Source organism: Flavobacterium sp. P1_E4 (genome assembly GCF_056405915.1).
This window is the reverse complement of the sequence record NZ_JBFUBE010000007.1, coordinates 119,170-140,259: the sequence shown is the minus strand read 5'-3', so window position 1 is coordinate 140,259 and position 21,090 is coordinate 119,170. Positions and strand designations below refer to the sequence as shown.

At 34.7% G+C, this 21,090-nt stretch carries 17 protein-coding genes; 10 read left to right on the top strand and 7 right to left on the bottom strand.

What is annotated here, in order from left to right; genetic code table 11:
• Nucleotides 1–12 precede the first annotated feature (12 nt).
• The 5 genes from AC1DY0_RS09280 to AC1DY0_RS09260 all read left to right on the top strand — a co-directional run bounded on the left by AC1DY0_RS09280 (nt 13) and on the right by AC1DY0_RS09260 (nt 4,492).
• Nucleotides 13–963, top strand: coding sequence for a 2-hydroxyacid dehydrogenase (locus AC1DY0_RS09280; protein WP_477188324.1), 951 nt, complete (start codon nt 13–15; stop codon nt 961–963).
• A 94-nt stretch (nt 964–1,057) separates the two neighbouring features.
• The gene (locus tag AC1DY0_RS09275; protein WP_477188323.1) at nt 1,058–1,441 is read left to right on the top strand and encodes a DUF4234 domain-containing protein; all 384 of its coding nucleotides are present in this window, start codon (nt 1,058–1,060) and stop codon (nt 1,439–1,441) included.
• Nucleotides 1,442–1,443: 2 nt separating this feature from the next.
• On the top strand, nt 1,444–1,881 hold the full coding sequence (locus AC1DY0_RS09270) for a DUF2752 domain-containing protein (RefSeq protein ID WP_477188322.1): 438 nt from the start codon (nt 1,444–1,446) through the stop codon (nt 1,879–1,881).
• A gap of 293 nt (nt 1,882–2,174) precedes the next feature.
• A complete protein-coding gene (locus AC1DY0_RS09265) occupies nt 2,175–3,113 on the top strand; it encodes an OmpA/MotB family protein (protein WP_477188321.1) in 939 nt (312 codons plus the stop codon).
• A gap of 341 nt (nt 3,114–3,454) precedes the next feature.
• Complete coding sequence (locus AC1DY0_RS09260) at nt 3,455–4,492, top strand: aldo/keto reductase (RefSeq protein ID WP_477188320.1); 1,038 nt, start codon at nt 3,455–3,457, stop codon at nt 4,490–4,492.
• Nucleotides 4,493–4,555: 63 nt separating this feature from the next.
• Here the strand turns inward: AC1DY0_RS09260 and AC1DY0_RS09255 are convergent, their stop codons facing one another.
• Both AC1DY0_RS09255 and AC1DY0_RS09250 read right to left on the bottom strand, forming a co-directional pair.
• Complete coding sequence (locus tag AC1DY0_RS09255; RefSeq protein WP_477188319.1) at nt 4,556–6,211, bottom strand: DUF4139 domain-containing protein; 1,656 nt, start codon at nt 6,209–6,211, stop codon at nt 4,556–4,558.
• Between the two features lie 117 nt (nt 6,212–6,328).
• The gene (locus tag AC1DY0_RS09250) at nt 6,329–7,489 is read right to left on the bottom strand and encodes a vWA domain-containing protein (RefSeq protein ID WP_477188318.1); all 1,161 of its coding nucleotides are present in this window, start codon (nt 7,487–7,489) and stop codon (nt 6,329–6,331) included.
• Between the two features lie 385 nt (nt 7,490–7,874).
• Here AC1DY0_RS09250 and AC1DY0_RS09245 point away from each other — a divergent pair, with 385 nt between their 5' ends.
• Nucleotides 7,875–9,692: a tetratricopeptide repeat-containing sensor histidine kinase gene (locus AC1DY0_RS09245; protein WP_477188317.1), complete on the top strand. Its 1,818-nt coding sequence runs from the start codon at nt 7,875–7,877 to the stop codon at nt 9,690–9,692.
• The gene (locus AC1DY0_RS09240) at nt 9,689–10,435 is read left to right on the top strand and encodes a LytR/AlgR family response regulator transcription factor (protein WP_477188316.1); all 747 of its coding nucleotides are present in this window, start codon (nt 9,689–9,691) and stop codon (nt 10,433–10,435) included. Before AC1DY0_RS09245 ends, AC1DY0_RS09240 begins: the two co-directional genes overlap by 4 nt.
• Nucleotides 10,436–10,612: 177 nt before the next feature.
• On the opposite strand, the gene AC1DY0_RS09235 is transcribed toward AC1DY0_RS09240, so the two are convergent.
• From AC1DY0_RS09235 to panC, 5 genes are all read right to left on the bottom strand, one after another.
• Nucleotides 10,613–12,574, bottom strand: coding sequence for a transglycosylase domain-containing protein (locus tag AC1DY0_RS09235; protein ID WP_477188315.1), 1,962 nt, complete (start codon nt 12,572–12,574; stop codon nt 10,613–10,615).
• A 37-nt stretch (nt 12,575–12,611) separates the two neighbouring features.
• Nucleotides 12,612–13,973: a DNA repair protein RadA gene (radA, locus tag AC1DY0_RS09230; protein WP_477188314.1), complete on the bottom strand. Its 1,362-nt coding sequence runs from the start codon at nt 13,971–13,973 to the stop codon at nt 12,612–12,614.
• Between the two features lie 2 nt (nt 13,974–13,975).
• Nucleotides 13,976–15,244: an alpha/beta hydrolase gene (locus tag AC1DY0_RS09225; RefSeq protein ID WP_477188313.1), complete on the bottom strand. Its 1,269-nt coding sequence runs from the start codon at nt 15,242–15,244 to the stop codon at nt 13,976–13,978.
• Nucleotides 15,245–15,332: 88 nt separating this feature from the next.
• The gene (gene panD / locus AC1DY0_RS09220; RefSeq protein ID WP_077378752.1) at nt 15,333–15,683 is read right to left on the bottom strand and encodes an aspartate 1-decarboxylase; all 351 of its coding nucleotides are present in this window, start codon (nt 15,681–15,683) and stop codon (nt 15,333–15,335) included.
• 7 nt (nt 15,684–15,690) lie between these two features.
• On the bottom strand, nt 15,691–16,539 hold the full coding sequence (panC, locus tag AC1DY0_RS09215; RefSeq protein WP_477188312.1) for a pantoate--beta-alanine ligase: 849 nt from the start codon (nt 16,537–16,539) through the stop codon (nt 15,691–15,693).
• Between the two features lie 107 nt (nt 16,540–16,646).
• Here panC and AC1DY0_RS09210 point away from each other — a divergent pair, with 107 nt between their 5' ends.
• The 3 genes from AC1DY0_RS09210 to glmS are packed head-to-tail and all read left to right on the top strand — an operon-like array spanning nt 16,647 to nt 20,932.
• A complete protein-coding gene (locus AC1DY0_RS09210) occupies nt 16,647–17,453 on the top strand; it encodes a glycogen/starch synthase (protein WP_477188311.1) in 807 nt (268 codons plus the stop codon).
• Nucleotides 17,454–17,474: 21 nt separating this feature from the next.
• A complete protein-coding gene (locus AC1DY0_RS09205) occupies nt 17,475–19,076 on the top strand; it encodes a DUF4270 domain-containing protein (protein WP_477188310.1) in 1,602 nt (533 codons plus the stop codon).
• An 8-nt stretch (nt 19,077–19,084) separates the two neighbouring features.
• Nucleotides 19,085–20,932 (top strand): glutamine--fructose-6-phosphate transaminase (isomerizing), encoded by a 1,848-nt coding sequence (gene glmS, locus AC1DY0_RS09200; RefSeq protein ID WP_477188309.1) that lies wholly within the window; start codon nt 19,085–19,087, stop codon nt 20,930–20,932.
• The last annotated feature ends 158 nt before the right edge of the window (nt 20,933–21,090 follow it).

Here is a 21,090-nt window from a genome sequence, read left to right as displayed (position 1 = left end):
CAATCCTTTTATATGGACATCAAAATCCTTCATATTGACAGCAATAATCCCATACTTTGGGAACAACTGGAACAAGCAGGTTTTATCAATCACGCCGATTTTACTTCTTCTAAACAAGAAATCGAAGCCAAAATTCAAAATTATCAGGGAATTGTTATTCGAAGCCGTTTTAAAATTGACAAAGAGTTTCTGGATAAAGCCACTAATCTGCAGTTTATAGCTCGAGTAGGAGCTGGGTTGGAAAGTATTGATTGCGATTATGCAACTTCCAAGAATGTCGCGTTGATAGCTGCTCCCGAAGGGAACTGTAATGCGGTTGCCGAGCATACTTTGGGAATGATACTGTCCTTGTTCAACAAATTGAATATTGCCGACAGTGAGATTCGTTCTGGCGAATGGAATAGAGAAAAAAATAGGGGACATGAACTCGACGGTAAAACAGTTGGAATCATTGGATATGGTAATATGGGAAAAGCTTTTGCCAAAAAACTTCGTGGTTTTGACGTGGAAGTATTGTGTTACGACATCAAAGAAAATGTTGGAGATGCAAACGCAAGACAAGTTTCACTTGAGGAATTGCAGAAAAAGACAGATGTATTGAGTTTACACATTCCATGGACACCCGAAACCGATAAGATGGTAAATTTGGATTTTATTAATGCTTTCGCAAAAGATATTTGGATTATCAATACCTCCAGAGGTAAGAATATCATCACTGCCGATCTGGTTACCGCCATGAAAACCGGAAAAGTTCTCGGGGCAGGATTGGATGTTTTGGAATATGAGAAATTATCTTTTGAAACATTATTTCAAGATAAAAACACGCCAGACGCTTTTCAGTATTTATTGGATGGCAGAAAAGTGATATTAACTCCACATATTGCTGGTTGGACCTACGAAAGCCACGAGCGATTGGCACAAGTGATAGTAGACAAAATTAAAGCATTGTATGGGAGAAATTAAAGTTGTAAGATTTTTAATGGTCTAAAAAATAGTATTTTGTGATATTTTTTATAATTTAGTCCATAACAAACAAACAAACAATAAATTATAAGTTATGGAAAACAAACCGGAAGAAACTTGGAATACGCCCAAGAGTCCAATACCAACATTCAACGTAGACCCAGTTGTGGTATTAATTTTAAGTTTTTTGACCTGTGGATTGTATTTAATCTATTGGAATATTAAAGCGGCAGAAGTATTAAATGCAGTTTACGAAAAAGAAATTATTTCTCAACCAATTGCCATTTTTGCGGGTTGTTGTTATCCAGTAAATGCTTATTTCTTTTATTTGGTGGGTAAAGATGGTTTGCCGGCTGTTCATAAAAGAGTTGGATTGCCAACGAAAGACGATTCTGTGCTTTTATTAGTTTTGGGATTGTTATTTCCAATGGTTGCAGCAATGATTGTACAAAGCGAAATCAATAAATTGTATTCATAAAAATGAAACGAGAACGTAAAATACTCGGAATTATAGGGGCTGTAATAACCCTTATAATTCCGTTTTTTTTAATGTTGAATAACAAGAATAATCATCTTGAAACGGATCAGTCTTTATGCCCTTTCAAAATGCTTACAGGTTTCCCTTGTCCAGGTTGTGGAATAACTAAGTCATTGGTTTATTTCTATGAGGGAGATCTTTATAAAAGTTTATATTATCATATTTTAGGCCCTTTTGTAGTTCTTTTTTGTGTGGTAACAATACTTGTTCTGTTCGCAGAATTAATTACAAAAAAGGAATATTTTAATGGAATTTTATACAATAAAAAATTAGCCTACGTTCTGGCTTGTTTTTTGATTTTTTATCAAATAGTGAGAATAACCTATTTCGTAGAAAACAATACATACGATTCCATTTTAAAAGAATCCATTTGGAAATAAAAAAAAATTAAAATAAACGGCCCCCAAATTGTGTTTAACTTTTTGGGGGCTGTTTATTTTTAGATTGTACACAAAAGTTTATTTTAATATTTCGTTGTGTAATTTTTACAGACGTAATGCGTTTTTTATTAAATGAGCGTTAGATATACTTGTATAAAATATTTTGAGACTTAAATTAGATTCCCTAAAAACATTTTAGGATATTTGGTTTTTATTGTCAAAATGGAATAATTTTTGTCATATCAAAATCTGTTAAATCGAAAAATAGTAATAAGCCCCAAAACTAATAAAGAATGATTAAAAAAATTTCCATCGGACTTTTAATTCTAACACTGTCCACTTCTTGTGTTTCCAAGAAAATCTACAATGATCTCGAAAATCAATTTGCCAATCTAAAAAAGGAAAACAGAGCCATTTCTGATGAAAATACGGCTTTATTGGCTTCCAAAAAACAATTGGAATCAGAGAAAGCCACTTTGCAAAGCAAATTGGATGAAACCAACTCCAATTTGGCCAAAGTTCAAGCTGATTATGAAGCTGCCAAGAACAAAATGAAAGTGATGCAAGATTCGTACGGTGCTTTAGAAAAAAACAGCAACGAAGCATTGGAAGCCAATATGAAAAAGAATCGCGATTTATTGGCACAATTGGATGCTAAAGCGAAAGCATTGGCATTGGAACAAGAAAAATTGAATGCAAGCAGCCAACGTTTGAAAGAGTTGGAAGATTTAATTGCGGCCAAAGAAGCCAGCATGAAAAAACTAAAAGAAACACTTTCTAAGGCTTTAAATGGTTTTGAAGGGAAAGGTTTGACAGTAGAACAAAAAAACGGAAAAGTTTATGTTTCTATGGAAAATAAATTGCTTTTCAATTCAGGTAGTTGGGCTGTAGGTGTTGAAGGTAAAAAAGCGGTTGTTGAAGTAGGGAAGGTATTGGGTGACAATCCTGATATTTCGGTATTGATAGAAGGACATACCGATAATGATCCGTATGAAGGTTCTGGACCAATTGCCGATAACTGGGATCTTTCGACCAAAAGAGCAACTGCTATTGTTACTATTTTGGGTGAAAACAAGAAAGTGAACAAGCAAAATTTAACAGCAGCAGGAAGAAGTGAATATTCACCATTAGCAAGCAATAGTACAGCTGAAGGAAAATCTAAAAACCGTAGAATCGAAATTATTTTGACTCCAAGATTGGACGAAATTTCTAAAATGTTGAATGAGTTTTAGGAAGAAGGTACTAAGGTGCAGAGAAGCTAAGACTCTAAGTTTAGAAAAGGTTCACGTGAAAACGTTGAACCTTTTTTTATTGAAATAAAGATTTTTTTGAATAGACTACAGCTTTAGCTGGAGGAGAGAAATTTGGATTAGTCAACAGGCTTCAGCCAAACATTTTAGATATTTTGGCTAAAGCCTTTTCATAATGTTTCTTTTTTTATTCCTCCAGCTAAAGCTGGAGGCAATTCAAAAAATGCTGTTTGTCTAAAATGCTAAACGATAAATTAATTTTATCTTTGCTTCAAATAAAAACTTAGCCACTTAGCGCCTTAGTATCTTAGCCACTTAAAAACATGAAATACACTACTTTACCGAATACCGATATAAAAGTCAGTAGAATATGCCTAGGAACAATGACCTTTGGGCAACAAAACACCGAATCCGAAGGACATGCGCAAATGGATTATGCACTCGAAAAAGGTGTCAATTTCTTTGATACTGCCGAGATGTATTCTATCCCAGGAAAGAAAGAAACCTATGGAAGTACTGAAAAAATCATTGGATCTTGGTTCAAGAAAACTGGAAAAAGAGAAGAAGTAGTTTTGGCTTCTAAGATTGCAGGCCCAAACCCAATTTTTGGTTATATGCGTGAAAAATTAGATTTTTCGCCTGCCAGTATTCAATATGCACTGGATAATAGCTTACAACGTCTTCAAACAGATTATTTGGATCTCTATCAAATGCATTGGCCAGAACGCAAAACTAATTTTTTTGGACAGCGTGGTTACAAAGTTCAAGATGACGCTTGGGAAGACAATATTTACGCTGTTCTAGAAGCGTTGGATGGTTTTGTAAAAGCTGGGAAAATCAAACATATTGGAGTTTCAAATGAGAATCCTTGGGGAATGATGCGTTTCCTGGAAGAAAGTAAATACAATAATTTGCCAAGAATCAAAACCATTCAAAATCCGTATTCGTTGCTGAACCGACTTTTCGAAAACGCTTCTGCCGAAGTTTGTCTTCGTGAGAATGTGGGATTATTGGCGTATTCACCTTTGGCTTTTGGAGTTTTATCTGGAAAGTTCTTAACTGGTGAGTCTCATCCTAATGCAAGATTGAGTTTGTTTCCACAGTACTCGAGATACAGCAGTGCAAAATCAACCGAGGCAACAAAACTGTATCAGGAAGTGGCCCACAAACATGGTTTGACATTAACTCAATTGGCTCTGGCTTTTGTACAACAGCAGCCTTTTATGACGAGTTCAATTATTGGTGCTACTACAATGGAACAGCTCAAAGAAAATATAGATACAATTCAGGTAACACTGACCGAAGAAATTTTAAAAGATATTGACGCCGTTCAGGCTATTATTCCTGATCCGGCACCTTAATCTTGATGTGAATATTTTTATAATAACCCAGTTAGAGTTCAAAGATCTGACTGGGTTATTTGTTTATAAATTCTCTATAACCTGATCCTTAGGGTATCTCACTTTGTAACTAATCCTAATTTTCTTGGTTTCATTCGGTTTCATTTGCAATTGCCAGGTTAGAATTCCTGTTTCCAGGTTTACTTTAGCATTGTCACTTTGCAGTAATTCAATTTCGATGTCTTTATTCGAGCTTAATGGATATTGGTCTTTCAATAACATTTCAATCGCTTCTTTCTTGTTGTTTCTAATAGTGATATCAAAGGTGAAAGTTTGCTCTTTTTTGGAAGATAAAAACTTGGTTCCCGATTGATCCACAACTTTCTCTCGTTTGATGGTCACTTTTTTATCGCGACCCATACTCAAACTCAAAGTGTCACTTGTTTGACTCGGTTCGATGAACGTTTTACCAACATACATGCCTTCAAAAATGATATTGGCTTCACCTCTCAGCAAGTTATATTTGCTGTAATCGGCAATTTGAGCCAGTAAAAACGCATCTTTTTCTGCTTTTGGGACAGCATAAAATTTATAAGATGCAGGAAGCTTGATTTCTTTTAGCGAGACACTGTGCACTTTTCCATTTGATAAAATATCATAAGGTATGTCTATATCAAAGGAGACGTTCAGTTGGTTTTCGGATACTGTTGTATAGTTTGAAATTGATGATTCTGATTGCATAATTGGTTGTGCGTCCATTTCTTCGTTAGCAATTTGAACTCCTGCAACTCTTCCTTGTAATTGATTTGAAACTCCCTTTTTCTTAGAGCCATAGCCAACTACAACTACTTCTTGTAATCTGTCATTTGTTCTATAGTTTAAGAACCAAGAACTTAACAATGGTGCTTGATTGTTTTGATTGGGGATACCGCTGGACAAAGTCAGTTTTACTTTTTTCCAATCTATTCCGGTGTTTTGAATTACTTGTGCTTTATACATCATATTGATTGGGGCAGTTACGCTTTCTGTACGTAAGTCATAGAAAGGAGTCCATGAAGCATTATTAGATAAATAAGTAATGTCTAATGGAACGGGTCCAGCCAAATTATTCATCACCTGAACGATCAGTTTTCCAGATGAGGTTTTCTCTTCGTTACTAGTGTTGACTTCAAGTTTGTGGTTTAATCGGTTAAGAGTCTCATTCAGTTTTTGTTCTTTTTCGGTTAACGTATTTATGGTATTGGCGATTTCGGTCTGTTTGGCTTTGTAATAATCGACCATTTTCATTAATTCCATCACATTTAACCCTGAATTTACGCCTGAAACTTGTTGGTTTTTATCTAAAAGAGCCAGTGTTTTGGTTTCCGAATTTTTGGCATTGCCTACTTTTAAAATCTCTTTTTGTACCAAAAAAATACTGTCTTTTACTTTTTTTAAGGCGGGCGATTTTAAATCTATTTCATATTCCGAAACATAATCATTGGTGAATTGAACAGAAAGTACCGTTACAGATGCTGGCGCTCCTATTTGAACCGAATTTTCATTTAGGTCAACTGCCACATTTTTGATTACGATTTCACTGGTACCTAATGGCAAATTTACAGAAGTGGTTTGCGAAATCTCCGCAGCATTAAAATATACTGTTGCTGCTTTTACTTTAGCAGTCGTGAAAATTGGTTTTTGTGCGAAAGTTATGGCTGTAGCCAATAAAAGGGCGGATAGTATTGTTTTTTGAAACATAAGGAGGTGTTTAATTTTTATATGATAAGCATTACAAATAACGTATTTTTTGAACCATATAAGTCATCGAAACAAAAAATATTGACTTCAAATTAACTTATATGGTTAACAATTTTTTTATGGTTCTACCGAATAACCTTTTGCTTTTGCCAAAGTGACAATAGAAGTGTTTATGGCATTTCCTAAATCGTCTTGTGATTTTGTTTTTTTAGCTTCGGAGTCTATATATTGTTGGCGTTTTTTAGCCAAATCGCCAATTTCTTTTTGAATAGTTTCTCTTTCTTTGGCTTTTTGGGTAACAATTACCTCTACTTCGGCTTCCGATTTGTTTTGAAGTTCCGTTGGCAATTCCTCTTTTTTAAGTTTTGCAATGGCCTTTGGATCCTCTTTTAATCGGTCAACAAGATCCCAACTTTCATTTTTATATACCGCTTTGGATTTGCTTACGGCACGTTCGGCATAATTGGCAGATGAAACTTTTTGTGCATTTTTGTCTTGTGCTTCTTGGTTCATTTTTTTGGAAGAACCCTTAGCTCCGTAGCCAATATAAGTGGTATTTATTTTTACATTGCATTTGGATATTTGATCGTCATAAGGCGTTGATACGTATTGTATAGATAGGTTTGAATCAATGTTGAAGTATTTCCCTTTTCCATAATCGGCACCGTCTTTCCAAAAGGTATTAATACCTTCCATACTGCTTCCACAGAAAATAGTGTTCACATAAATATCGTTTTTCATCGCATCGCTTATGGCTTCTTTGTAGTTTATTCCGCCTTGATTGAAAGCTTCATTTCCTGCAATGTAAATGAGTTTCATATTGGTGCTTTCTTTTTCCCATTGCAATTTCTGAGTTGCATCTTGAATTACCGCACCGCAGTATTCGTTACCGCCGTTGGTTTTTAAAGCAAATAATTTTTCGGAAATCAAGTCCAAGTCGGTGGTGAGAGGCGTTACTTGTCGAATGTAATTGGATTGTTGAGCCAATCCATCGTTGCCATATTCATACAAGGCAATTTCGATATCGGGAGTTTTACCAGAGTATTTGAGCGTAGTCAGCGTGTTTACTATATTCCAAAGCCTAGATTTGGCTTGGTCGATTAATCCGTCCATACTGTTGGAAGTGTCCAATAAAAGAGCGACTTGAATTTTGTTGTTTTCTGATGTTTTTGGTTTTTCAGTTGTATCATTGTTGATTGGTTTCGCATTCGAAGAATTACAGCTAGCGAAAGCCATTGTAGTTGCCAAAAGCGCCGAGATAAATAGAGTCGATTTCATAATTTCTAGTTTTTAAGGGTTGATTACAGATCAAACTTAGAAACTTAAAACACCCCTTTTTTGGACAAATGGTGAAACGGCCTTTTCACTTGGTGAAACGAGTTGTAAAAGGAGTATAAAATACTTTACTTTACATTGATGATTTTTTTGGAAGTTGCTAAGACTCTAAGAGGCTAAGATTCTAAGTGTTTTAGATATTAAAAAAGCAAAATCTCTTCCTCTAGCCCCGATAGAAGAGGAAATCCTTATAAGCCGGGGTTCGGCTTATAAGATTGTAACGGAAAGCGGGACTAATGCTGATAAAAAGCAAAATCTTTCTGCTCCAAATCATTATTAATAATCATAGTAACTTAGAGACTTAGCATCTCAGAAACTTTAAAAAAAAATGCGTTTACTAGTTATACATATTTTCATCCTTTTTACGCTGTTATTGTTTCCTTTTGGAGCGATGGCTCAGGATTCTTTGCCCAAAAGCAAATCGGCACCTTCTAAAATGAAAATGGTGACCAAAGATTTGAAAAAGTCTTTGGAGATAAATGATGAAGCTCAAATTGCCCAAAATTATGAACGGTTGGCCAATGAGTTTCTCAATAAAGGTGATAATGCAAAAGCCGAAGAATATTTCAAAAAAGCAATCACGAGTTACACTAAATTAAAGTTGGTGGACGACAAAACCCGTGTGACCAGAAGCCTTGCCAAAGTTCAAGAATCGCAGAAAGACTATAAATCGGCAATTAAGAGTTACGAAGTGGCCGGTGAAATAGCTGAAGACAAAAGTCTTGAAAAAATTAATTCGAATGATGCCAATCGCTTGCGTTCTGTGGCGAGTCCTGCTGCTCAAATGGGTTATGTCAATTCGAATATTGAGTTGTTTAAAAAGGAAAAGAAAGAGGAAGAAGTCTCTGCAGCTTATGTCCAAAAGGCTGAAAATTCACTGCAGCAGAAAAACAAGGAAGTTGCTATAGAGAGTTATACTAAAGCGCTCGCTTACGCAAAAGGAAAACCGGCAACGATCATCAAAATCAATAATGAAATTGCTAAGGTTTACGCTTCAGACAATCAGTTTGATAAAGCAATTGGTATTAACGAAAAGCTTTTGGCGGAAGCGATAACCAAACAGGATTTTACTACACAGATTAAGCAATTGCAATCATTATCGGCTCTGTATTTCAAAAAAGAAGACCCGAATAAAGCGATTACAGCTTTGAAAGAAGCTTTTGATTTGGCGTTGGAGAAAGGAAATTCAGCTGAAGCGAAAAAGAGTTTGGTTTCCTTAACTCAGTATTACAATGGAAAAGGGAATAACAAAGAAAGCTTGGCTTTATACGACCAATTTCTTCAAAATTTTGACCAATTAGTAAAATCCGATACGACTTTGATTGATACTAAAGTGTTTCAGGTTAGTGAAGATAAAATTCGCCAATTGGAAAAAGAGAAATCGTTGAAAGACGAGCTAATCACAAAAACAAATACCTTCAATTACTTTCTTTTGGGTTCGATTGGGTTGCTTTTATTGTTGTTTTTGTGGATTGTAAAAACGCTTTTCTCGATTAAAACCAAAAACAAAGAAATTGCATTGCAGTCGCTGCGCCGCGAAATGAATCCGCATTTTATTTTCAACAGTCTCAATAGCGTTAATCAGTTTATAGCCGAAAACAAGGAGCGCGAAGCCAATAAATACTTGACTTCCTACTCGAATTTAATGCGGAATACGATGGAGAATTCCAACAAGGATTTCATTACCTTGGATAACGAATTGGAACAATTGAAAAAATATTTGGAATTGGAGCATTTACGTTTTCAGGATAAATTTGATTTTAAAATTAGTGTTGACCCAGAATTGGATGCCGAAAGAACGATGGTTCCCAATATGATTATTCAGCCTCATTTGGAGAACGCCATTTGGCATGGATTACGTTATTTGGATATTAAAGGACTACTGCAATTGCAAGTTCAGCTTGCTAACGGTAAAGTGGTGATTCGTATTGAAGATAACGGCATTGGTTTGACCAAAAGCCAAGAGCTAAAAACAAGCAACCAAAAAGCGCATGAATCGCGGGGAATGAGCAATACGAAAGAGCGCATTAGTCTACTGAATGAGCTGTATAAAAAGAATATTACTTTTCAGATTTCAGAGAAAGCCTTTCCGGAAACGGGAACTACAGTCGAAATTGTTTTTCCATTAATTGATAAAATAGGATGAATTTTCAAAAGATAAAAAGCGTTATTGTCGAAGATGAATTGGCGGCCCGTGAAGTGCTCAAGAATTATTTGAGCAAATATTGCCCGCAAGTGGAGGTTATTGGCGAAGCTCAAAATATAAAAGAAGCGGTTCCGTTGTTGCATGAATTACAGCCACAGTTGGTTTTTTTGGATGTTGAAATGCCTTTTGGAAATGCTTTTGATGTTCTCGAAGCCTGTAAAGATTTGCATTTTGAGACTATTTTTGTAACGGCTTTTTCGGAGTATTCTTTGAAAGCCTTGAATCAAAGTGCAGCTTATTATTTGCTGAAACCCATTAGCATTGAAGAATTAATCGTGGCAGTAAACAAAGTGCATCATCAAATTCTTAACCATGAGATTTTTAACAGAAACAAAATAATCGTAGAAAATTTTCAGGAACCAAAACCTGAAAAGCAACAGGTAATTTTGCCAACATTGGAAGGTTTTGAAGTCGTAAAAATGGAAGAGATCGTTCGTCTTCGAGGCAACGGTAATTTTACCGATTTGTATCTCAATAATGGAAACAAGAAAATGGCGTGTCGTTTTTTAAAGCATTTCTCAGAAATCTTGCCCTTGCCTTTTATCCGAGTTCACAAATCCCATATCATCAATTTGAACTGCGTGAAATCATATAATAAAGGCGGTATTATAACCCTGAATGATGGTACTGAAATTGAGGTTTCCCCAACGTATAAAGAGGAATTTTTGAGGAATTTTAAGTAATTGGGTTAGATTTTACCACATAGAAACATAGAATTTGTAGTATTTGAAAAGAGTTGATAAGCGTTTCACTTTTCACATAGCCTATCTATGTGAAAAAATAGACCTATTTCTATTCATTCTTTAATGATTTGCTATTAAATCTATGTTTCTACGTGGTTAATTTTTTTTAGTGATAGTTTAAAAATCAAACTCTTCTTTTACCGATGTTGAATCAATAACAGTTGTATCTTTTACTTTGATATTCAATAAAGAATGCGCACGACCAGTAAGTGTTATTGGAGCGGACAGTCCAATAGTGTCTTCGGGTACCAATAAACCGCGACGAAACATAAGGTTTCTCAAGAAAGTTTGTTGCTTAGTAGCGTAGGCTTTTTGCAAACCTTCCTGGTCAAATTGCCACATGAATTTTTTTGGTTTTGGGATAATCGTAGCTAGGAACAGACATTCTTGTACATTCAAATCGGCTGGTCTTTTCTGGAAATAAAATTCTGCAGCTTCACCAATTCCATATATGTTCGGACCCCATTCGATAATGTTGAAATATACCTCGAGCATACGCTGTTTGCTTGTGATTCGGTTGTTTTCAATGATATACACCAATAGGATTTCTTCCAGTTTTCTTGATAAGGTTTTTTCTCTGGTAAGGAATACGTTTTTAACCAATTGCATACTTATGGTACTCGCGCCACGAGAGAATTTTTTGGTACGGATATTTTTAAGAATAGATTGTTTGAAGGCTTCGTTTATAAAACCGCGATGCGACATAAATGAAGGATCTTCGGAGGTCAAGACACATTTTTGCAAATACGGTGAGATTTGGTCCAAAGGCGTGTAATACGGATTGCTTGTGCCAACAAATACTGGACGTTGTGGTACGCCTTTATCAATTGCTCGATAGGTAAATTCTCCGTTCAATTTGGCAAGGTCTATATTTCCGTATTTGGTTATGTTTACATTTTGTTTGTTTACGTTACTCTTGAAAACAATGGTACTCGGCTTGTTTTTATTGAACATGAAATCCAATTTATAATCAAAATCTCCCGTGGCTTCCATGCCTTGAAAGTGGGTAAACAATCCATCGGGAAGAGAAGTGATGAAATCCTGTGTCTTCATTTTTGGAGTGGTGATTTTGAACCTATAAACCGTATCTTCTTCCGTGTTATAGGAAAGGTAAGGGTGTATTTTTATTTTGTTGAACTGGAAAGTTGAACTACTATCGATCGAAATAAAATCGGAACCCAATAGGAAACGGAAATCAAACCTGGCATTTTTGATGTTTACGTCTTTATTGGCAATTCGTTTGTGATTTACTTTTAAATTGGTAATCGAACTGTAACCGTCAAAGTGTAATTCACCGTGACTCATATCAATATTTTGAACATTGAAACGAATGGAGTCAAAACTGGCTTTTAGATTGTAACGTTCGTCAAAATAGGGCACTTTGATAGCGCCAGTGTCAATGTTAAAAAAATGCAGATCTCCCTTTTTGTTTCTTGGGTCTGCCATTCCATTAATTCTCCATCGTTGTGCAAAAGTATTGGTCTGAACCTCTATGGATGATTCCAGTTTGGTTTGGTATAAAGTTAGTTTTTTGAATTTTACAGTCGCCTTTTTTCCATTGTCATCGAGTTTGAATACTAAATTTTCCAGAGTCATGTCTGTTGGGACTAAATTGAGGACTTTGGAGATAATGCGATAGGCAAATTCGGCGTAATCTCTTTTATTGGTTGTCTTTGGTTCGTTTTTATCTCTTTTCAAGAAAGCACCAAAGTTTTTGATATTCCCTTTTTTGGTTAATTGAACATAGCCATTTTTTATTTCAAGAGTTCCGAGCTGAACATCGCCAATTAGTAATTTCCATAAATTGACGCTTGTCTTTATTCGTTCAATTTTAAAAATCGTGTCTAAGTTGTGGGGAGCAAGCGAGATTTCTTTTAATTCTATTCCTGAAACACCATCAAAGGAAGCTTTTTTGATGGCAAATTCACTATTGTATTCCAGTTTCATTGTTGCCGAAGCCTTGTCGATGGCCTGATCCAAAAGCTCGTCCCTAAATACAAGAAAACCAATTAAGAGTATAGCAATAACTATCCCAAGTATTTTGGACGCAAGTAGTAACTTTTGTTTGTTAGTTCTCATATATAAAAGGAAAAGAAGTCTTTTTTTAAATAATGTTTTATCCAAACAATTGGCTGGCAACATCTTCAATTTTGGCTACCAATTGGATTTTTATTCCAGTGTTTTTTAAGGCGATTTTATTGTATTTAGATACAAAAATAGTCGAAAATCCCAATTTTTCGGCTTCTTGAATGCGTTGATCCACTCGGTTCACAGGACGAATTTCACCTGAAAGTCCGACTTCGCCAGCAAAACAAAAATCTTTATTTACTGGAATGTCTTCATTAGACGATAAAATGGCGGCCACAACAGCTAAATCTATGGCGGGATCGTCTACTGATATTCCTCCGGTTACATTGAGGAAAACATCTTTGGCGCCAAGCCTAAAACCAGCTCTTTTTTCCAAAACGGCTAAAATCATATTCAGTCTTTTGGCGTTGTAACCTGTGGTACTTCTTTGTGGAGTTCCGTAAACTGCGGTACTTACCAACGATTGTATCTCGATCATCAAAGGGCGCATACCTTCAAGCGTAGTAGCGATGGCAGTTCCTGATAATTCTTCATCCTTGTGTGAAATTAATATCTCAGATGGATTGGATACTTCTCGCAATCCACTTCCAAGCATTTCGTAAATTCCAATTTCGGCAGTTGATCCGAAACGGTTTTTTAACGATCTCAAAATACGGTAGACATGATTACGATCGCCTTCAAATTGAAGTACCGTATCGACCATGTGTTCTAAAATTTTGGGACCTGCAATAGTTCCGTCTTTGGTAATATGCCCAATTAAAATTACTGGAATATTGGTTTCTTTGGCAAATTTGATTAATTCAGCAGTAGTTTCCCTAATTTGGGATATACTTCCTGCGGTCGATTCTATATAATCGGTATGCAAAGTCTGAATTGAATCGATTATGACAATTTCGGGCTGAATGGCTTCAATTTGTTTAAAGATATTCTGGGTTTTGGTTTCGGTAAGGATAAAGCAATTGTCTCCGTTTGGAGTAATGCGTTCTGCACGCATTTTGATTTGCTTCTGACTTTCCTCTCCAGATACGTATAAAGTTTTGTAAGGTAATTTTAAAGAAATTTGCAATAAAAGGGTACTCTTTCCAATTCCAGGTTCACCACCTAAAAGGATGAGAGACCCAGGTACGATTCCGCCACCAAGTACTCTATTGAGTTCTCCGTCGGTGGTATCCAATCGGATTTCTTCGGTGCTGTCAATTTCATTGATTCGTAAAGGTTTTGGTGCTTTACTGGTGGTAGTTGATTCACTTTTCCAAGCAACTTTTTCCTGTTTTTGTATAATTTCCTCAGCAATAGTGTTCCATTCTTTACAGGAATTGCACTGTCCTTGCCATTTGGCATATTGTGCACCACAATTCTGGCAAAAAAAAGTCGTCTTAACTTTGGCCATTATTATTGTTTTTTTTCTTCTGAAACAGGAGTGTCTGTTGGGGTATCAGTTGCTGGTGCTTCTTCAATTACTTCTTGTTTTGCTTCAACATCTTGGCCTACTTTTCCTTTAATTTTTGGTTTTTTTGCAAAGGTTTTTTTCAATTCTTCGGCTTTGGCAAACATCATATCTTTTGTTAGGTCTGCAATTTCTTCTTTATTGAATCCTGACATGTAATAGCGTACAGCTCTAGGATTATCGCCTTTTCTTTCAAACATAGTTGCCAACAGATAATCTCCCAACATGCTTTTTGGGTAGTTTTTATCGGCAAGAATCGCCAATGCGTCTAATTCATTATAATCTTTGTTTTCTATAATGGCTGCTTCTATAGCTTTGAAGTCAGTAATTCGAATAGGGTTTTTTATTCCAAAGGAATTTTCAATTATATCATACTTGCTTTTTAAATAATCAACATAGCCCTCTTTGAGAGTCACTATTTTGGTGTTGTATTCTAGAACTGAAATAGGTTGAGCTGCAGCAAAAATTTGATATAAAGCTGTTGGGATAGAATGTAAGACCAGAGAAAAATGGGAGGCATCATTAAAGTTTTCAAACTTGTAGTTCAAATTAGGATTCTTAATGGCTTGGGTTTTGGAATCAAAGATTTTAATTTTTTCTTGCGTTTTTTTATCATCTCCATCTGCTGTTGATAGATAATAAAAAATGGGTTGTTTGATAGATGCTAATAAATCTGGTAAATCATTTTCCATATTTACAGGCAATTCGGGGCTTAAAGAGATATAAGCATTAAACAGCGAATTGTCCTTGTATAAAAAGAAATTTGAAAAAGCAGCTGTTATATCATGTCCCGCAATGATTTTGAAATTGGTCGTTCTATAGTCCTGTTGTATAAAAGGAATAAGCTCCAGAGATATAAAATCAAAGAAATCTACACTTTTCCCATCAGGCATTCCTGTTACTTCGTCCAAACCACAATCAATTGCCCTTTGGTTGTTTTGACCTTGGCTTATTCCTACAATAATTACTTCAGGTAAATCATCCCAATGAGATCCATAAATTAAAGTTCCCAAAAAGGGATTTAGTAAATAATCGCCATCCATTAAAATTAATAGTGGGTATCTTTTTGTTGGATTTTTTTCGTAAGAAGCTGGTAAAGAAACATAAAGTTGTCTTTTTTCTTGAAGTTTTCCAGAGTCAAAATTGATGGTTTTTATTTGTGAGAAACAAGAAATAGAAAAAATGGCCAGTAATACTACAAATAAATGTTTCATATGATAAGGGGTTGGTTGTTTATGATAAAATAGATTAGCAATATAAACAATTATTTAATGTATTGACAAAGGAGAAATGGATAAACTGCTATGTCAATGAATTGTCTTTTTCATTTGGAAAAACAATCCAGGGCTTAAACGTTTTTGCTTCTTCAAATTCTAGAGTTGCATATGAAATGATGATGATAATATCGTCTTTTTGTACTTTACGTGCAGCAGGACCATTTAAAGTAATTATCCCAGAATTTTTTTCGCCAACGATGGCGTAGGTATCAAATCGTTCTCCATTATTTATGTTAACAATGGACACTTTTTCGCCTTCTATTATGTTTGCTGCTTCTAATAATGCTTCGTCTATAGTGATACTTCCGATATAATTTAAGTCGGCTCCTGTGACTCTTACTCGGTGAATTTTTGATTTAACAACTTGAATGTGCATGGTATTTTTAATTTAATGAAATGGTATCTATTAATCGGATGTTGTTGACAAATACCGCTATGAATGCTCGATATTTTTTGTTTTTACTTTTTCGTTTGCATGTGGTAAGTGTTGCTTCATCTGCAATTTCAAAGTATTCTAAAGTAAATGTTTTGTTTTTTTCAAATTCATTTTTAACCCATTGGGTAGTTTTTTCAGCGCTATTATTTGAGAATTTTGCCTTAGCTTCGTTTAGTATTTTATAGATAATTCCAGCTTCTTCTCTTTCGTACAAAGTTAAGCGTTCATTTCGAGAACTCATAGCTAAGTTGTTGATTTCTCTGTAAATAGGACAGACAATAATCGCTACATCTAAGCGGTTTTTTTGAACCATTTTTTTGACTATTTGCACTTGCTGGAAATCTTTTTCGCCAAAATAAGCTCTGGTTGGTTTTACGATTTCAAAAAGTCGTTTTACGATGGTTCCCACACCATCAAAATGGCCTGGTCTAAACTTTCCTTCCATTTTATTTTCCAATCCATCAAAATCAAAAGATTGCGATAAGGTTTTTCCTTCATACATATCATCAACCGTTGGGGCAAAAACGATAATGTTTGAATCGATGTCGGAGATTTTTAGTATATCAGCATCCAAAGTGCGAGGATATTTTTCCAAGTCTTCCGGATTGTTAAATTGAGTAGGATTTACAAAAATACTAACAACAGTTATTTCATTTTCCTTAGTGGATTTAAGCATTAACGACTGGTGGCCTTTATGCAAAGCGCCCATTGTTGGAACAAATCCAATTGAAGAATTTGTAGTCTTTAATGTGGCTAAATAGTCTATTAAAGCCGCTTTTCCATAGAAAATTTGCATGGCAGTTTTGTTTAAATTAGGTGCAAACTTAATATTTTAGTCCATAACTGCATAAATTTTTGTAATTTTGCGTGGTTTTTATTGCCAATAATTAATCAATTTATACTATGAAAGATAAGAGGATATTATACGTATCATCTGAAGTTGTGCCTTATCTCGCTGAAAATGAGGTTTCATTAATGTCTTATGACGTACCAAAAATGATTAATGATCAAGGAGGGCAAATTAGAATTTTTATGCCAAGGTATGGAAATATTAACGAGAGAAGACACCAATTGCATGAAGTGATTCGGTTGTCTGGAATGAATTTGGTGGTGAATGATTTGGATATGCCTCTTATTATTAAAGTAGCTTCTATTCCGAAAGAAAGAATACAAGTTTATTTTATCGACAATGAAGAATATTTTAAAAGGAAAGCAACTTTTGCTGATGAAGAAGGGGTGATGTACCCAGATAATGACGAGCGTGCTATCTTTTTTGCCAAAGGAGTTGTAGAGACAGTAAAGAAATTAAATTGGGTGCCTGATATTATTCACGTACACGGTTGGATGGCTGCCATGTTGCCTGTTTACATGAAGCATTTTTATAAAAATGAAGCATTATTTTCAGATACTAAGATTGTTACCTCGGTTTACAGTCAGTCTTTTGATGGAACGTTGGATGTTGAAATGATCAATAAAGTTAGATTTGACGGTATTCCAGATGAAGCAATTTCTGAATTGGAAGTGCCAAATTATGAAAATATTATAAAAACTACTGTTCGTAATTCTGATGCTGTAATTATTGCTTCGGATGGACTCTCTCCAAGTTTAACAAAATTTATAGAATCTTCCAACAAACCTTTTTTACCTTTGAAACATAAAGAAGAATTTTCGGTAGCTTATACCGAATTCTATAAAAATATGTTGTTATAAATCAATCTTTTACGAATTAATATGCTTAAAAATTCTTTTTTTAAAACAATTCCTTTCCTTTTATTTGTTGTTCTTTTTAATTCCTGTGATAAAGAATTTAATGTTGTTGGTGAAGATCTTATAGGTGAAAATTCTTTTGATATTAAAAAAGATACCTTTAGTGTAAAAGCATATAATCAAAAACTAGGACCAATTCAATCAAATAATCTTGAGGTAAATCAACTAGGAATATACAATAACCCCTCATTTGGAACCACCACTGCAAATTTTGTTACACAAGTAACTTTAGCAACTGTAAACCCTACGATTGATAAGGTAACTGTCAAAATTAAGAGCGCAGTATTGACTATTCCTTATTTTTATGACAAAACTAAAACTGTTGTGAAGACGGATGGAAGTAGTACTTATGTTTTAGATTCTATTTACGGTAGTCCACTAAATGCCAAAATGAAACTTAGTGTGTATGAGTCTAATTATTTTATGGCCGATTTGGATCCTCTTGAACAACTTACTCAGCCACAAAAATTTTATACCGATCAATATTCTGAATTTTTTGCTCAAAAAAAACCGCAACTTTTGAATGATAGCACTAATAAGGCTGAAAATATTGAGTTCTTCTTTGATGCTGCTGAACATTCCGTGACTACTACTGGTACTAATCCGGTTACAACAAAATCACCTCCTCGAATGGAGCTGAACTTGAATAATAATTTTTTCTTGGATAAAATATTGAAAGCTCCAGATGGATCATTGGCTGATAATACTACGTTTAAAAATTATTTTAGAGGCTTGTTTTTTAATATAGAAGCGATTGATGGGACCCAAGGAAATATGGCAATGCTTAATTTTAAAGCAGGAAAAATAACAATAACATATACAGAGACTGTTGATTCAAAAGATGTAGAAAAAACGTTAGTCTTGAATTTGTCGGGGAATACGGCTAGTTTATTGAATCAAAGTAATACGAATGTCAAATATGCTAATGCTACTATTGTTGATGAGGCTGCTGATACTAATTTATATCTTAAAGGAGGCGAAGGTTCGTTGTCAGTTTTGGAATTATTTGGGCCAGATGAGCATGGAGATAAAGATACAAATGGGCCAAATGATGTGCCTGATGAATTGGATGAAATCAGAAAAAATAAATATCTTATCAATGAGGCTGATTTGATATTTTATTTAAATTCAGCTGAGATGGGAGCAAGTTATATTCCGCAAAGATTATATTTGTATGATTATACAAATAATAAAGTTTTGGTTGATTATAATGAATCTACAGTTGTTAGTTCTAATACTAAATATAATAAATATGTTTTTGGTGGAATATTAGGCAAAGACAAGGATGGTGCTTATTTTTATAAATTTAGAATTACAGGCCATGTCAGAAACCTTGTTAATTCTACAGAGTATGACAATGTTAAATTAGGATTGGTTGTTACTGAAGATGTTAATAAATCAGCTTTTTATGCGTTAAAGGATAAAACGGGTATACCATTATATGCGCCACTTGCTTCAGTTATGAATCCATTAGGAGCCATTGTTTTTGGGAATAATATTCCATCTGATAATGCAAATTATGCAAAAAGATTGAAATTCGAAATTTATTATACAAAACCTAATTAAGAGAAACTATGTGTGGAATTGTTGGATATATTGGCTATAGAGAGGCTTATCCTATAGTTATAAAGGGACTAAAAAGGCTAGAATATCGCGGTTATGATAGTGCTGGTGTGATGTTGTATGATGGTGAAGCTGTAAAATTATCTAAAACAAAAGGTAAGGTTTCAGACCTTGAAGCTAAAGCACAAAATGAAATAACTACAAATGGGACTATAGGGATTGGGCATACACGTTGGGCTACTCATGGTGTGCCAAATGATGTTAATTCTCATCCTCATGTTTCTAACTCAGGTGATTTGGTGATTATTCACAATGGAATCATAGAGAATTATGCCCCTTTAAAAGTTGAATTAATAAAGAGAGGGTATACTTTTATTTCGGATACGGATTCTGAGGTTTTGATAAATCTTATTGAAGAAGTACAGAAAAAGGAAAAATTAAAATTAGGTAAAGCAGTACAAGTAGCATTAAATCAAGTTGTTGGTGCTTATGCTATTGCTGTGTTTGATAAAAAAAATCCAAATGAAATTGTTGCAGCAAGATTAGGAAGTCCGTTGGCAATTGGTATTGGTGAAGGTGAATATTTCATTGCTTCAGACGCTTCACCATTTATTGAGTATACTTCGAATGCAGTGTATCTTGAGGATGGAGAAATGGCTAATATTAGGTTGCATAGAGCTATGAAAGTTCGTAAAATTAAAGACGATTCTATCGTTGATCCTTATATACAAGAGCTTCAGATGAATTTGGAGCAAATTGAAAAGGGAGGTTACGATCATTTTATGTTAAAAGAAATCTACGAGCAACCAAGTGTGATTAAAGATACTTACAGAGGAAGATTACATGCCAATGAAGGAATTATTCAGATGGCAGGTGTTGAAGACAACCTTGAGAAATTTTTAAATGCAGACCGTATTATAATAGTAGCTTGTGGTACATCTTGGCATGCTGGTTTGGTTGCTGAATATGTTATTGAAGAATTTGCTAGAATCCCTGTGGAAGTTGAATATGCTTCTGAATTTAGATACAGAAATCCTATTATAAACAGTAAAGATGTTGTAATTGCTATTTCGCAATCGGGTGAAACTGCCGATACTATGGCGGCTATAAAATTAGCTAAAGAACACGGTGCATTTGTTTTTGGAGTTTGTAATGTAGTAGGTTCCTCTATTTCGAGAGAAACTCATGCAGGTGCTTATACACATGCTGGGCCTGAAATTGGTGTTGCTTCGACAAAAGCATTTACAACTCAAATTACGGTGTTGACAATGATAGCATTACGTTTAGCTAAAGCTAAGGGTACTTTAACACAGTCTGATTTTCATACTTATTTGCAAGAATTGGAAATCATTCCTGAAAAAGTTAAGGAAGCATTAGAAACTAATGATAAATCTAAGGAAATTGCGGCTGTGTTTAAAGACGCACCAAATTGTTTATACTTAGGTCGTGGATATAACTTCCCAGTTGCACTTGAAGGAGCTTTAAAGCTAAAAGAAATATCATATATCCATGCTGAAGGATATCCCGCTGCTGAAATGAAACACGGGCCAATTGCATTAATTGATGAGTTGATGCCGGTTATTGTTATTGCACCGAAACAAGGCCATTATGATAAAATTGTAAGTAACATTCAAGAAATAAAGTCTAGAAGTGGAAAAATCATAGCTGTAGTAACAAAAGGGGATACTCAAGTTCGTGAATTGGCAGATTATGTAATTGAGATACCAGAAACTTCAGATGCATTATCGCCACTGATAACTACTATACCATTGCAGCTTTTGTCTTATCACATTGCTGTTATGAGAGGTTGTAATGTTGATCAACCACGAAATTTAGCAAAATCAGTTACGGTTGAATAAAGAACTGCCATATAATTTTAAAAAAAGCGAGATTTATTTCTCGCTTTTTTTTGGTTTATACTTTTTACGAAAACGTTGTAAATTTTGTGATAAATTTAATAGAAATACTAAATTGTTATGTATGCATAATATATTTTGAGAATAACTCATTATTTTAT

Bases quoted from the DNA above. Each gene is read 5' to 3' on its own strand.
- AC1DY0_RS09260 (WP_477188320.1), top strand. From the start codon at position 3,455: ATGAAATACACTACTTTACCGAATACCGATATAAAAGTCAGTAGAATA.
- AC1DY0_RS09250 (WP_477188318.1), bottom strand. From the start codon at position 7,489: ATGAAATCGACTCTATTTATCTCGGCGCTTTTGGCAACTACAATGGCT.
- radA (WP_477188314.1), bottom strand. From the start codon at position 13,973: ATGGCCAAAGTTAAGACGACTTTTTTTTGCCAGAATTGTGGTGCACAA.
- panC (WP_477188312.1), bottom strand. From the start codon at position 16,539: ATGCAAATTTTCTATGGAAAAGCGGCTTTAATAGACTATTTAGCCACA.
- AC1DY0_RS09255 (WP_477188319.1), bottom strand. From the start codon at position 6,211: ATGTTTCAAAAAACAATACTATCCGCCCTTTTATTGGCTACAGCCATA.
- AC1DY0_RS09240 (WP_477188316.1), top strand. From the start codon at position 9,689: ATGAATTTTCAAAAGATAAAAAGCGTTATTGTCGAAGATGAATTGGCG.
- AC1DY0_RS09280 (WP_477188324.1), top strand. From the start codon at position 13: ATGGACATCAAAATCCTTCATATTGACAGCAATAATCCCATACTTTGG.
- AC1DY0_RS09270 (WP_477188322.1), top strand. From the start codon at position 1,444: ATGAAACGAGAACGTAAAATACTCGGAATTATAGGGGCTGTAATAACC.
- glmS (WP_477188309.1), top strand. From the start codon at position 19,085: ATGTGTGGAATTGTTGGATATATTGGCTATAGAGAGGCTTATCCTATA.
- AC1DY0_RS09225 (WP_477188313.1), bottom strand. From the start codon at position 15,244: ATGAAACATTTATTTGTAGTATTACTGGCCATTTTTTCTATTTCTTGT.
- AC1DY0_RS09210 (WP_477188311.1), top strand. From the start codon at position 16,647: ATGAAAGATAAGAGGATATTATACGTATCATCTGAAGTTGTGCCTTAT.
- AC1DY0_RS09275 (WP_477188323.1), top strand. From the start codon at position 1,058: ATGGAAAACAAACCGGAAGAAACTTGGAATACGCCCAAGAGTCCAATA.
- AC1DY0_RS09205 (WP_477188310.1), top strand. From the start codon at position 17,475: ATGCTTAAAAATTCTTTTTTTAAAACAATTCCTTTCCTTTTATTTGTT.
- panD (WP_077378752.1), bottom strand. From the start codon at position 15,683: ATGCACATTCAAGTTGTTAAATCAAAAATTCACCGAGTAAGAGTCACA.
- AC1DY0_RS09245 (WP_477188317.1), top strand. From the start codon at position 7,875: ATGCGTTTACTAGTTATACATATTTTCATCCTTTTTACGCTGTTATTG.
- AC1DY0_RS09235 (WP_477188315.1), bottom strand. From the start codon at position 12,574: ATGAGAACTAACAAACAAAAGTTACTACTTGCGTCCAAAATACTTGGG.
- AC1DY0_RS09265 (WP_477188321.1), top strand. From the start codon at position 2,175: ATGATTAAAAAAATTTCCATCGGACTTTTAATTCTAACACTGTCCACT.